The following is a 13,556-nucleotide window of genomic DNA, read 5'->3' as shown; positions in this document are numbered from 1 at the left end:
CCATGCCTTGTCCTCTTTCAAGCGATGCGATGCGACCATGCAGACGATCGACCTGCGCAGCGATACCGTGACCCGGCCCACCGACGCCATGCGCGAAGCGATGTTGCGTGCGCCGGTAGGCGATGACGTGTACGGCGAAGACCCGACGGTCAACGCATTGCAGGAACGCCTGGCGGCCGACCTTGGTTTCGCGGCGGCGTTGTTCGTTCCCACGGGCACGCAGAGCAACCTGTTGGCGCTGATGAGTCACTGCGAGCGCGGCGACGAATACATCGTAGGTGCCGACGCACACACGTATCGATTCGAGGGTGGCGGCGCAGCGGTGCTCGGTTCCATCCAGCCGCAACCGATTCCACAGGAGGTGGACGGCACACTGCCGTTGGACAAGGTCGAAGCCGCGATCAAGCCGATCGATCCGCATTTCGCGCGATCCCGCCTGCTCGCCCTGGAGAACACCTGGCATGGTCGTCCCTTGCCCTTCGACTACCTTGGCAAGGCGCGCGAACTCGCAAGCCGCCGCGGTCTCGGGTTCCATCTGGATGGCGCGCGCCTGTTCAACGCTGCAGTGGCCTATGGACGGCCGGCACGCGACGTCGTCGCCGGGTTCGACAGCGTATCGGTCTGCTTCTCCAAGGGCCTTGGCGCCCCGGTGGGCTCCGTCCTGTTGGGCAGCACGGACCTGATCGAGCGGGCCAAACGCTGGCGCAAGGTGGCCGGCGGCGGATGGCGTCAGGCAGGCATGCTCGCTGCGGCGGCGCTGCATGCGCTGGATCACCACGTGGCGCGCCTCGCTGAGGACCACGCACGTGCGGCCCGTCTGGCGGAGGGCCTGGGCAAGATAGACGGTCTCACCGTGAAGGGCTGTCATACGAACATGGTGTTCGTGGACGTACCGGCGGCGCGGCTGGCCGATCTCGCCACGCACATGGCCACGCACGGCGTGCGCCTGAGCATCGGCTACCTGCCGTCGATCCGGCTGGTGACGCACCTCGACGTGGACGACGAGGCGATCGAGCGCACGATCGCCGCGTTCGCGTCGTTTGCTTACTGACGCGGCGCCATGAGCTTGCGCTGCAACGAATAGAGGATCGCGGCGTCGGTGTTGTCGAGCGTGTCGGTTTCCATGGCCCGGTAATGGCGATGGAAGGCGATGATGGCGTTGCGCGGGTTGGAGACGTCGTAGCCCACCAGACGCATCGCCGCGAGGCTGTCGAAACCGGGTGGGGCGGGGATCAGCGTGGCGTCAGGCCAGAGGCCGAAACCGTAGCGAGCGAGGGTGGCCCAGGGAAACTTGACACTGGGGTCGTTCTTGCGACCCGGCGCAATGTCACCATGGCCGACCACCGCTTCGCGGGGTATGCCAAGTCGAGAGGTCAGATCGGCGAGCAGCCGCACCAGCGCCTGGATCTGCGGCTCGGTGAAAGGCGACTCGCCATCGTTGTCGATCTCGATGCCGATCGACGACGAGTTGAGGTCCGAGATGCCGGCCCAGTGCGACGCGCCTGCGTGCCACGCGCGATCGCCGTCGTCCACGAGCTGGTCGATGCGGCCATCGGCTTCCACGAGATAGTGCGCGCTCACCTGTCCTTCGCTGTTGCGTGTGCGCAGCACGTGCAGCGCCTCTGCCGCATTGCCGATGGACGTGTGGTGCAACACGATGATCTGCGCCTTGCGCGCGTTGTAGTTCGGCGAGGGCGTCCAGTGCGCGAGCGAGCTGCGTTGCGGCGGCACGCGCGGTGCAGTGGCGCATGCCGCCAGCAGAACCATGGCAACCGCGCCGGTCACGATGCCGGCGCGGCGGACAGTCCTGCCGAGGTGGGTGATCATTCGACGCGGAAGTCGCTGCTGGTGCTGACCCATGCGATCTCGTTCCCTACTTCGCCGATATCGTCCTGCGATGCCACCACGATCTGCAGATCGACGCAATCGTGGCCTTCGGAGAGCCATTCGGTTTTTTCCAGCGCCATGCCCTTGCGCGTCAGCTCGGCACGCAAGGTATCCATGTCGGTGTCGCGCAGTTCGATGCCGTCGTGGACCAGCTTGCCACCCAACACTTCGATGTCGCAGAGCTTGTCGTCTAGAAAGCGCAGGCGCAGCAACTCGGCACCTTCGGCATCGGCGTATTCGTCTTCGTCGTCCCACATCGATTCGCCGCCGGGCTTCCAGTCGAGCTGGTTGCGCAGCTTGGCGCGTGGCATGCCGAAGAAGATGTCGGTATGACCGCGGCGGATGCCGCGACCCGGGACCAGCTCGAATTGTTCCATGGCGTAACCTCGTCTGATGGCGCGGGAAGCCCGCTCGATTAGCTTGCGGGGCGGCGGAAAAAGCGGCAGCCGGCTCCCTCCACCGTCTGTTCAGGGTTTATGGTCACGGCCGAGGTAGTCCTCGCTCTGCATCTCGATGAGTCGCGACTCGGTGCGACCGAACTCGGCGCGTACCTTGGTGCCGTCGTAAAGCTCGGTGATCGGCGCGGCGGCCGATATCACGAGCTTCACCTGGCGATCGTAGAACTCGTCCACGAGGAGCACGAAGCGCTTGGCCTCGTTCTCGGAGTAGACAGTGAATTGGGGCACGTTGGACAGGATGACCGCCGGATAGGCCTTGGCCAGTTCGATGTAGTCGGCGACAGCGCGCGGTCCTTCGCACAGGGCCGGGAAATCGAACCAGACGATGTTCTCCGCCCGTTTGCGCACCTCGACCTCGCGGCCGCTGAGATCCATGGTGCCGCCTTCCACCACGTCGCCTTGTGCCTGCGCGACGAAGATCTTCGCCAGCGAGCGCTCCGCTTCCGCGCCGGGTGGCACGAGGTATACCGAGGCCTGGCTCAGCGCGCGCAGGCGCCAATCGCGCGGCGAGATCATTTCGTGAACCACGCAGTGCTTCTCGATCGCGGCGATCGCGGGCAGGAAGCGGGCGCGCTGGAGGCCGTCCTTGTAGAGGCCCTGCGGCGGCGTGTTGGAAGTGGTCACGAGGGTGACGCCGCGTGCGAACAGTCCGTCGAGCAAGCCGGCGAGAATCATTGCGTCGCCGATGTCCGAGACCAGAAATTCGTCCAGGCAGAGCACACGGCACTTCGCCGCCAGTCGTTCCGCCACTTCGTCCAAGGGGTTCTGACGCTCGCCCAGTTCGCGCAGCATCGCGTGCACTTCGAGCATGAAACGGTGGAAGTGACGGCGCAGCGCGAGGCCGGGCGCCAGGCTCGAGACGAACAGGTCCATCAGGAAGGTCTTGCCGCGGCCGACGCTACCCCACAGGTAGAGGCCGGGTACCGCGGTGCGCGGCTCGTTGCCGAGCATGCTGCGCAGGCGACCGAAGAGGCCCCCGACCTGGGCCGGTTGTGGTGCGCACAATGCGGCGTGCAGGCGATCGAACTCTGCGATTACCGGCAACTGGGCCGGGTCGGACTCCCAGCGGTGGCCCGCGATGCCGTCCCGGTAGCGTTCGCCGGGCGTCGATTCCGAACAGTTCATGCCGTGCGCGGTCCCGGCAGCCAATCCTTGACGGCGTTCTTGATCGCCCCGCGCAGATCCATGAGCCGGCGATGGAAGAAGTGGCTGGTGTCTTCCATACGGACCAGTTGCGGCTTGCGGCCCTCCGGAAGGCCATCGATCCAGTCGTAGACGGCCTGCGGCTCTACGATCTCGTCCGCGTCGCCCATCACGACGAGCCAGTGGCACGACGGCAGATCGATCGGTCCGAAATCCCAGCCGCGACCGGCCGCCGGCGGCGCAATGCTGATGAGCGCGGCGGCCTCCAGGCGCACGGCGTTGCGCAGGGTGACGTAGCTGCCGAAGGAGAAGCCGGCCAGCCACAGCTCGGCGGTGGGGCGCGTCTTGCGTGCCCAGGCCACCACGGCGGCGAGGTCGTCGCTTTCACCCTGCCCTTGGTCGAAGGTGCCTTCCGAGCGGCCAACGCCGCGGAAGTTGAAGATGACCGTGTCGACGCCCGACTCGCGCAGCGACCGCTCGATCATCGTCACCACCTTGTTGCGCATGCTGCCGCCGTCGGTGGAAAGCGGGTGGCAGATCACGGCGATGGCGTTGCGGGCCACGTCAGGCGCGGCGGCGTGCGCTTCGCATTCGAGCTTGCCCGCGGGGCCGTCGAGCGCGAAGCTCATGCTCTCGTCCGGAAAGCCTTCCGGCGCTGTAGGTAGAAGATCGTTCATGTCCGTCATGATACCCGCTGGCCGTATGCCTCGCGGCGAGGCCGCGCGATGAACGTCCTCGCGCATGCCTTGCTGGCCGGCCACGATCCCGCGTTGCGCCTGGGTGGCGTGATGGGCGATTTCGTCAGGGGAACGCCCGATCCCTCGTTGCCACCGCGGGTGCGCGACGGCATCCGCCTGCATCGCGCCATCGACGTTTTCACTGATGCGCATCCGGAGGTGGCTGCAGCGCGAGAGCGGCTGCCAGCCCCATTCCGCCGCTATGCCGGCATCCTGCTCGACGTGTGGTTCGATCACCTGCTGGCGCGCGATTTTCCGGCATGGAGCGACGTGCCGCTGGTGACCTTCTCCAACGGACTGCGCAGCGAGATGCACTCGGCAGCGCCCTTGTTGCCCGACGGCTTGAAGCGTTTTCTTGCCTACATGGAGAGGCACGACCTGCCGGCGGGCTATGCGCGGATCGAGCGCGTGGAAGGGGCATTCGCGGGGATATCGCAGCGGTTGTCGCGAGCGAACCCCGTCGCGGACGGGGTACCGGTGCTGGTCGCGCAGGCCAGCGCGCTCGAAGATGCCTTTGCCCGATTCTTTCCCGACCTGCGCGCGTTCGCGGCAGGCTGGGTGGCGGAGCGCGACGCGCTTACTTGACCTGATCGGCCATCCACTTGACGGTGTTGCTCACCTGCTCGTCGGTCAGGGCAGGATTGCCGCCCTTGGCCGGCATGTGGTTACCGTCCGGACCGTTATAGCCTTCGATCGCGTGCTTCGTCAGGGTGGCAATGCCCTGAGCGATGCGCGCCGACCATGCTGCCTTGTCGCCCAGCTTGGGCGCCCCGGCCACGCCTGCCGTGTGGCAGCTATGGCAGAGGTTGTCGTAGATCGTCTTGCCGTCGGTGCTGCCGCCGTAGGCGACCTGCGAGGCGGCGGCCTTGGCGGCGGCTTCCTGGGCGGCCAGCATGGCTGCGCGGCCGGTATCGCCGGCATAGACGCCGCCCACCGGCGCGATGCGCGCCTCGGTCCGCTTGGCTACGGCCGGGTCCTGCTCCTTCGGAATGTGGCTGTAGATGGTGTATGCGATCACCATCAACATCACGGCCAACACGCTCAGGCCGGCGGTCAGCCACGAGAACTGACGCATGAAGTTCTGGTCGGACTTGCTCGGAGAACCGCTCACGCATTGACTCCACTGATTTTGGGTGGGCCGTCCCCCTCCCCGGGTTCCGGCTGCCTGCCGGCCGTCAGGGAGTCTCCCCAAGCGGCGTCGAACTTCAGGAGTATAACGGAACCTCCGCGCGAGTCAGCGGTCTGCCGTCCGCCCCAAATCGGGCGGTCCGCAGGCGGGAGACATGCCGTCAGTCATGCTGTACCCCTGTCAACCGGCATTGTTCAATGCCGTTCCCCTACACCTATATTGGCGCCGTCCTAAGGTTCATGTCGGCGAGGTATAACCCCTCGCGGCGCAAGGCGCATCGGTCGGACCCGGTCTCCGGCCGTTATTCATCTGGGAGTGTTGCATGTCGCGTTTTTGGAAGATCGCGCTGGCCGTCATCGTCGTTGTGGTGATCGCAGGCATTTTCATCGTTCCCCGTCTGGGCGGCCATGGCGGCGCCAACGGGCAGGCCGGCAAGGCCAATGGCGATGGGCAGGGTACGGACCAGCCACCGGTCCCGGTCACGGTCGTGCCTGTGGTCGCCCAGGACGTCCCCGTCTACCTCACGGCCACCGGTACCGCGCAGGCGCGTAATTCGGTGGTCGTACGGCCCCAGGTCGGCGGCCAGCTCATGAAGCTCAACTTCCAGGAAGGCCAGGAAGTGAAGGCCGGTGACGTGATCGCGGAGATCGACCCGCGCACGATCCAGTCGCAGTACGACCAGGCCGTGGCGAAGCTGCGCCAGGACCAGGCGGCTGTCGCCACGGCGAAGAACAACCTCGAGCGTTCGCAGAACCTGGTCAGCAAGGGCGGCCAGCAGTATGTGTCCAAGCAGGATCTGGACAACCTCAAGAACACGCTCGATCAGGCCAACGCCGCAGTGGCTGCGGACCAGGGTTCGATCCGCGCCTCGCAGGTGCAGTTGGGCTTCACCAAGGTGATCGCGCCGATCACCGGTCTCGCCGGCATCCGCGCCGTCGACGTCGGCAACATCGTGGCCACGGGCGACACGATCGTGACGTTGACCGAGGTCCACCCGATCTACGTGACGTTCAACCTGCCCGAGAAGAACCTCGATCTCGTCCGCACCTCCATCCGCGAGCAGGGCGACACGCCCCTGCTGGTCGATGCGCTGGACCGCATCGATGCGCACGTGGTGTCCACCGGTCACCTCGATGTCATCGACAACACGATCGACACCACCACGGGCACGTTCCGTCTGCGTGCGCTGTTCGACAATCAGAACACCGAGCTGTGGCCCGGCCAGTTCGTCAATGCGCGGCTCAAGGTCCGTACCGTGAAGAATGGCCTCGTGGTGCCCGCGCAGGCGGTGCAGCGTGGTCCGGATGGCGACTACGTGTACCTCGTGCAGGGCGACAACACGGTCAAGATGCAGCCCGTGGAAACCGCGACCGAAGTCGGCGACAGCCACGTGCTGATCGGCAAGGGCCTCAAGCTGGGCGAAAAGGTCGTCACCGAAGGCCAGTTCCGCCTGAAGCCGGGTTCCAAGGTGCAGCCGTTGGCCCCGGGCCAGGTGCCGGCCGCGCCGACGGCGGAAGAATTGCAGAAGGCCAAGCAGGGCCAGCAGGGCAAGGGCGGACGCCGGGGCGGCTGACGATGCACGGCGCGCCCACGACGGGCGCGCCGGCCACGGACCGCAAGGTCCCGACACCAGGACTAGAACGTGGGTTTCTCGACACTCTTCATTCGCCGACCGATCGCAACCTCGCTGTTGATGGTGGCAGTGCTGTTGCTCGGTATTCTCGGCTACCGCCAGTTGCCGGTGTCGGCGCTGCCGGAGATCGACGCGCCGAGCCTGGTCGTCACTACCCAGTATCCGGGCGCCAGTGCGAGCACCATGGCGGCGCTGGTGACCACGCCACTCGAACGCAATTTCGGTCAGATCTCCGGCCTCAACATGATGAGCTCGGACTCGTCGGCAGGCCTGTCGACGATCATCCTGCAGTTCAACATGGACCGCGACATCGACATCGCGGCCCAGGACGTGCAGGCGGCCATCAACCAGGCCCGCGGCACGCTGCCGAACAATCTGCCGTATCCGCCGGTGTACAACCGCGTGAATCCGGCAGATGCCCCGATCATGACGCTGATGCTCACCTCGGACTCGCGTCCGCTGCGTGACGTCAACAACTACGCCGACTCCATCCTTGCGCAGAAGCTCGCGCAGGTGCAGGGCGTGGGTCTCGTGTCCATTGCCGGCAACGTACGCCCGGCTGTGCGCATCCAGGTGAATCCGGCGCAGCTTGCGAATCTGGGCCTCACGATGGAGGACGTGCGCGCCTCGCTCACCCAGGCCAACGTCAACGCGCCCAAGGGCACGCTCAACGGCAAGACGCAGTCCTACAGCATCGGCACGAACGATCAGCTTGCGGATGCCGCCGACTACCAGAGCACGATCATCAGCTACAAGAACGGCGCGCCGGTACGGCTCTCCGACGTGGCGAACGTGGTCGACGGCGTGGAGAACGACCAGCTCGCCGCGTGGGCCAACGGCAAGCCCGCGGTGCTGCTCGACATCCGTCGTCAGCCCGGCGCGAACATCGTGCAGACGGTGCAGCAGATCCGCCAGACGATCCCGGATCTGCAGAAGGTGCTGCCCGCGGACGTGCACCTCAAGGTGTTCTCCGATCGCACCATCACCATCCGCGCCTCGGTGGAGGATGTGCAGTTCACGCTCATCCTCACCATCTGCCTCGTGGTGGCGGTGATCTTCGTCTTCCTGCGCCGCCTGTGGGCAACGATCATTCCGTCGGTAGCGGTGCCGCTGTCGCTGATGGGCACCTTCGGCGTGATGGCATTCGCCGGGATGTCGCTGGACAATCTCTCGCTCATGGCGCTCGCGGTTGCGACCGGCTTCGTGGTGGACGATGCGATCGTGATGATCGAGAACATCGTCCGTTACATCGAGCAGGGTCAGGACGCCAAGACGGCGGCCGAAGTCGGCGCGAAGGAAATCGGCTTCACGGTGCTCTCGCTGACCGTATCGCTGATTGCCGTGTTCCTGCCGCTGTTGTTGATGCCTGGCGTCACCGGTCGCCTGTTCCACGAGTTCGCCTGGGTGCTGACGATCGCGGTGGCGATCTCCATGCTGGTGTCGCTGACGCTCACACCGATGATGTGCGCCTACCTGCTCAAGGCGGACCAGCTTCCGGACGCCGAAGACGCGCACGAGCACGCTGCGGCATCGGGCAAGCACAACGCGTGGTCGCGCATCGTCGATGGCTACGGCCGCAGCCTCGACTGGGTGCTTGCCCATCGCCCGCTGACCATGATCGTGGCGGCGTTGACCGTGGCACTGACCGTCGTGCTCTACATCGTGATTCCCAAGGGCCTGTTGCCCGAGCAGGACACCGGTCTGATCACGGCCGTGGTGCAGGCCGACCAGAACGTTGCCTTCCCTCAGATGGAGCGGCGCACGAAGGCCGTGGCGGATGCGTTGGCGAAGGATCCGGCTGTTGCGGGCGTCGCGGCGTTCATCGGTGCCGGCTCGGTCAATCCGACGCTCAATCAGGGTCAGATCTCGCTGGTGCTGAAGGAGCGCGGCGAACGCGGCGGTCTCGACGAGGTGCTGCCGCGCCTACAACGCGCGGCGTCGCAGATCGCTGGCGTGGCGCTCTATCTGAAACCCGTGCAGGACGTGACGCTGGACAGCCAGGTCTCCGCGACGGAGTACCAGTACTCGCTGTCCGACGTGAACTCGACCGAGTTGGCCGGCTACGCGCAGCAGATGACGTCGGCGCTGCGCAAGCGGCCCGAACTGGCTGACGTGGACAACAATCTCGCCGACCAGGGCAACGCCTTGAAGCTCACCATCGACCGCGACAGCGCCAGCCGCCTCGGTGTACCGGTGCAGACGATCGACGACACACTGTACGACGCGTACGGGCAGCGGCAGATCTCCACGATCTTTACGCAGTTGAACCAGTACCGAGTGGTGCTGGAGGTCTCGCCGGAGTACCGCACCAGCACGGACCTGCTCAACAAGCTGACCGTGCGCGGCAACGGCAACGGCGCGCTGACCGGCTCGAATGCCACCAGCTTCGGTCAGTTGGCATCCAGCAATTCGGCCACGCCGGCAGGCATCGGCAATACCGGCAACGTGGGCTTCCAGGTTGGCGCGGGTGGCACCATTCCGCTCGCGGCGCTCGCCAGTGCGCAGGTCACCAGCGCACCGCTCGTGGTCAGCCATCTGCAGCAGCTGCCCGCCGTCACCGTCTCGTTCAACCTGGCGCCGGGGTATTCGCTGTCCTCCGCCGTGGACGCCATCCACGAAGTGGAGAAAGAGCTGAACTTCCCACCGCAGGTGCGCGGACAGTTCATCGGCAAGGCTGCCGAGTTCTCGTCCTCGGTGGGCGACGAAGTGCTCCTGCTGCTGGCATCGATCATCGTTATCTACATCGTGCTGGGCGTGCTCTACGAGAGCTACATCCATCCGCTGACGATCATCTCGACCTTGCCGCCCGCAGGCGTCGGCGCGCTGCTCGCCTTGTTGCTGTGTGGCATGAGCCTGTCCGTCGACGGCATCGTCGGTATCGTGCTCCTGATCGGTATCGTGAAGAAGAACGCGATCATGATGATCGACTTCGCGATCGAGGCGAAGCGAACCGGCATGAATGCGGCAGACGCCATCCGCCGTGCCTGCCTGCTGCGTTTCCGCCCGATCATGATGACCACGGCGGCGGCGCTGCTCGGTGCGTTGCCGCTGGCACTCGGCAACGGTATCGGCTCGGAGCTGCGCAAGCCGCTCGGGGTGTCGATTGTCGGTGGTCTGCTGCTCTCGCAGCTGGTCACGCTGTACACCACGCCGGTGATCTACCTGTACATGGAACGCTTCTCCGACTGGTTGGCCGAGCGCAAGCGACGACGCGCACTGGCTCACGGCGGCGAGCCCCACGTCGCGAGCTGATGGCGCAGCCAGGCATCCAAGCAATCCCTCTCTTCGCCGGACGGTTCACCGTCCGGCGAAACCTTTTTCCGGCTGGTGCGTTAGGCATGGGATGCCCTGCGCTGCCGCGCTCACCTTAAGTCACTGCGCACCATGAATATCTCCGGTCCGTTCATCCGTCGCCCCATCGGTACGTCGCTGTTGGCGATCGGCGTGTTCGTGATTGGCATCATCTGCTACGCGTTGCTCGGCGTGTCGGCGCTGCCGAACATTCAGTTCCCGGCGATCTTCGTACAGGCGCAGCAGTCGGGCGCGGACGCCAGCACCATGGCCTCCACCGTGGCCGCACCGCTGGAACGCCATCTCGGTCAGGTGCCGGGCGTCGAGTCCATGCGCTCGAACAGTTCGGAAGGCAGCACCTTCGTGCTGCTGTTTTTCCAGAACGGCACGAACATCGACGCCGCGGCGCGTGACGTGCAGTCGGCCATCAATGCGGCGCAGCCTGACCTGCCGTCCGGCCTGCTCAATGCACCGTCGTATACCAAGGCCAATCCCAACGACGATCCGGTGATCGTGCTGGCGCTGACGTCGGACACCGTCGCGCCCACCGCGCTCTACAACCTCGCGGATTCCATCCTTGCCCAGCGCCTGCGCCAGCAGGAAGGCATTGCCACGGTGGACATCGCCGGCAGCGCCACGCCGGCCATCCGCGTGGACGTGAACCTGCGCGCGCTCAACGCGATGGGGCTGTCGCCCGACCAGTTGCGCAATGCGCTCACCGCCGCCAACGTCACCTCGCCGCAGGGTTTCCTGAGCGACGGGCAGACGACCATGGCGGTGACGGCGACCGACTCTCTGCACACGGCCGAGGAGTTCGCCAAACTCATCATCGGCGTGAAGGACGGCGTGCCGATTCGCCTGTCCGACATCGCCAAGGTGTACGACGGCCAGCAGGATGCCTTCCAGGCGGCCTGGTTCAACGGTCGCCCCGGCATCCTGATGTACGTCTACAAGAAGTCCGACGCCAACGTCATCGAGACGGTGGATCGGGTGAAGGCGCAGATTCCGGTCATGCAGACCTGGCTGCCTGCGGGTGTGACGCTGCACTCGTTCTTCGACGGCACGCCGACCATTCGTGCCTCGTTGCACGAAGTGCAGGCGACGCTGTTGATCAGCCTCGCCATGGTCATCATGACGATGGCGCTGTTCCTTCGTCGCCTGGCACCCACCGTGATCGCCGGCCTCGCCGTTCCGCTGTCACTCGCCGGCGCGTTCGTGGTCATGTATGCCTTCGGCTATACGCTCAATAACCTGACGCTGCTTGCACTGGTGATCGCGATCGGCTTCGTGGTCGACGATGCCATCGTCGTCATCGAGAACGTCATCCGCCACATGGACGAGGGTGTGCCTCGATTCGAAGCGGCCTTGCTCGGCGCTCGCGAGATCGGCTTCACCATCGTCTCGATCACCGGCTCGCTGGTGGCGGTGTTCATTCCGTTGCTGCTGGCGCCCGGCATCTTCGGCATGTTCTTCAAGGAATTCACCGTCACGCTGGTGGCGGCGATCATCGTTTCCGCGCTGGTCTCGCTGACGTTGACGCCTTCGCTGTGCGCGCATTTCCTCACGGCGCACAAGGACGACACACCGGAGTCGCGCCTCGGGCGCGCTCTGGAGCGGATGCACGAACGCATGCTGGGCATGTACCGCCGTGCGCTCGACTGGACCTTGCGCCACGCCTTGCTCATGGCGCTCACGCCCTTGGTCCTGGTCGGCATCACCATCGCACTCGCAGGCATGGTGAAGAGCGGCTTCTTCCCACCGCAGGATACCGGCCTGATCGGCGCGCGAGCCACCTCCAGTTCCACGGTGTCGTTCGGTGAGATGAAGGTGCGCCAGGCCCGACTGACGCAGATGCTGCTCGACGATCCCGACGTGAAAGCGGTGGGTTCGCGCCTTGGCACGAGCCGTACCGGATCGAGCGGCTTTTTCAACATCGAACTCAAGACGATGGCGGAAGGTCGCAAGGACAGCACCTTCGTCGCGCTGGATCGACTGTCCGCCAAGGCGAATAAGTATCCCGACCTGAATCTGCGTCTGCGCCCGATCCAGGACTTGCCGACCGGCGGCGGTGGCGGCAACACGCAGGGCGGACAGTATTCGGTCTCGCTGAAGGGCAACGACAGCGGCGAGTTGCAGACCTGGCTGCCCAAGCTGGTCGATGCGTTGAAGAAGAATCCGATGTTGAAGGACGTCGGCAGCGACATCGATGCCGCGGGCTTGCGCCAGAACATCGTGATCGACCGCGACACCGCAGCGCGTCTCGGCGTTGCCATTGGCGATATCGACGGTGCGCTCTACAACGCCTTCGGCCAGCGCGCGGTGTCCACGATCTATTCCGACATCAACCAGTATCGCGTCATCGTGAACGCGTTGCCGCAGATGGCGGCGACGCCGGAATCGCTGAACCAGATCTACATACGTTCCAGTTCCGGCGCCATGGTGCCCATCACCGCCGTGACCCGACAGGAGCCCGGGTTGGCGCCGACCCAGATCGTGCACGAGGACCAGTACACGAGCATGAGCGTCAGCTTCAATCTCGCCCCGGGCGTCAGCATGGGTGAGGCGATGGAGATCATTCAGAAGACCAAGGACGGCATGCGCATGCCCGGCGACATCCGCCTCGAAGCCGGCAGCGACTTCCGTCGTTTCCAGCAGTCTCAGAGCGACATGCCGCTGCTGATCCTCGCCTCGATCGTCACCGTGTACCTGCTGATGGGCATGCTCTACGAGAGCCTGATCCACCCGGTGACCATTCTTTCCACGCTGCCGGCAGCCGGCGTGGGCGCGCTCGCCGCGCTGGTCATCACCGATACCGAGCTGTCCGTCATCGCCATGATTGCGCTGGTGTTGCTGATCGGTATCGTGAAGAAGAACGCGATCATGATGATCGACTTCGCCCTGGTGGCGGAGCGCGAGCACGGACTGTCGTACAAGGAGGCTATCCGCGAGGCCTGTCTCGTCCGCTTCCGGCCGATCATGATGACGACGATGGTGGCGATCCTCGCCGCGACGCCGTTGGCGATCGGTCTCGGCGAGGGTTCCGAATTGCGTCGGCCGCTGGGTATCGCCATGATCGGCGGCCTGGTGATCTCACAGAGCCTCACCCTGCTGTCGACGCCCGCGCTGTACGTGATCTTCGCCTGCCTGTCGGAGCGCTGGAAGACCCGCAAGGCACGGCGGCGGGAGCGCCGCGCGCTCGCCCGCGCCTCCTGAGCCACCAGCCAACTGAGGTGGGAGCCTACTGCGGCGGCGCCTACTGAGGTGGGAGCCAGCCTGCT

The 13,556-nt window shown here is 65.4% G+C and carries 10 protein-coding genes; 5 read left to right on the top strand and 5 right to left on the bottom strand.

The features are described 5' to 3' along the window. The first annotated feature begins 37 nt into the window (after window positions 1–37). A complete protein-coding gene (gene ltaE / locus BT115_RS17560) occupies window positions 38–1,051 on the top strand; it encodes a low-specificity L-threonine aldolase (RefSeq protein WP_072323932.1) in 1,014 nt (337 codons plus the stop codon). Here ltaE and BT115_RS17555 read toward each other — a convergent pair. The 4 genes from BT115_RS17555 to BT115_RS17540 form a co-directional block, all read right to left on the bottom strand. Further along, window positions 1,045–1,860 carry an N-acetylmuramoyl-L-alanine amidase gene (locus BT115_RS17555; RefSeq protein ID WP_255369465.1) on the bottom strand — a complete coding sequence of 272 codons (816 nt, stop codon included), beginning with the start codon at window positions 1,858–1,860 and terminating at the stop codon, window positions 1,045–1,047. The two genes, ltaE and BT115_RS17555, sit on opposite strands and share 7 nt — an antisense overlap. Then, window positions 1,824–2,264 carry a hypothetical protein gene (locus BT115_RS17550; protein ID WP_072323930.1) on the bottom strand — a complete coding sequence of 147 codons (441 nt, stop codon included), beginning with the start codon at window positions 2,262–2,264 and terminating at the stop codon, window positions 1,824–1,826. The genes BT115_RS17555 and BT115_RS17550 overlap by 37 nt, the downstream gene beginning before the upstream one ends. Before the next feature lie 90 nt (window positions 2,265–2,354). Next, window positions 2,355–3,470 (bottom strand): cell division protein ZapE, encoded by a 1,116-nt coding sequence (gene zapE, locus BT115_RS17545; protein WP_072323929.1) that lies wholly within the window; start codon window positions 3,468–3,470, stop codon window positions 2,355–2,357. Continuing rightward, window positions 3,467–4,165, bottom strand: a complete 699-nt coding sequence (locus BT115_RS17540) for an alpha/beta hydrolase (protein ID WP_072324035.1) — start codon at window positions 4,163–4,165, stop codon at window positions 3,467–3,469. Before BT115_RS17540 ends, zapE begins: the two co-directional genes overlap by 4 nt. 48 nt (window positions 4,166–4,213) lie before the next feature. Here BT115_RS17540 and BT115_RS17535 point away from each other — a divergent pair, with 48 nt between their 5' ends. Then, on the top strand, window positions 4,214–4,810 hold the full coding sequence (locus BT115_RS17535) for an acyl carrier protein phosphodiesterase (RefSeq protein ID WP_072323928.1): 597 nt from the start codon (window positions 4,214–4,216) through the stop codon (window positions 4,808–4,810). Here BT115_RS17535 and BT115_RS17530 read toward each other — a convergent pair. Beyond that, window positions 4,803–5,300 carry a c-type cytochrome gene (locus tag BT115_RS17530; protein WP_072324034.1) on the bottom strand — a complete coding sequence of 166 codons (498 nt, stop codon included), beginning with the start codon at window positions 5,298–5,300 and terminating at the stop codon, window positions 4,803–4,805. The two genes, BT115_RS17535 and BT115_RS17530, sit on opposite strands and share 8 nt — an antisense overlap. 376 nt (window positions 5,301–5,676) lie before the next feature. Between BT115_RS17530 and BT115_RS17525 the strand changes: the two genes are divergently transcribed. The 3 genes from BT115_RS17525 (at window position 5,677) to BT115_RS17515 (ending at window position 13,491) form a co-directional block, all read left to right on the top strand. Beyond that, complete coding sequence (locus tag BT115_RS17525; protein WP_072323927.1) at window positions 5,677–6,927, top strand: efflux RND transporter periplasmic adaptor subunit; 1,251 nt, start codon at window positions 5,677–5,679, stop codon at window positions 6,925–6,927. Between the two features lie 69 nt (window positions 6,928–6,996). Further along, the gene (locus BT115_RS17520; RefSeq protein WP_072323926.1) at window positions 6,997–10,239 is read left to right on the top strand and encodes an efflux RND transporter permease subunit; all 3,243 of its coding nucleotides are present in this window, start codon (window positions 6,997–6,999) and stop codon (window positions 10,237–10,239) included. Between the two features lie 132 nt (window positions 10,240–10,371). Next, on the top strand, window positions 10,372–13,491 hold the full coding sequence (locus tag BT115_RS17515; RefSeq protein WP_072323925.1) for an efflux RND transporter permease subunit: 3,120 nt from the start codon (window positions 10,372–10,374) through the stop codon (window positions 13,489–13,491). Window positions 13,492–13,556 lie beyond the last annotated feature (65 nt).

Origin of the sequence: Luteibacter sp. UNCMF366Tsu5.1 (assembly GCF_900119235.1) — a bacterium.
Lineage (GTDB): Bacteria > Pseudomonadota > Gammaproteobacteria > Xanthomonadales > Rhodanobacteraceae > Luteibacter > Luteibacter flocculans.
Note: the sequence above shows the minus strand (reverse complement) of the source record. Positions and strands in the feature narration are given on the sequence as shown.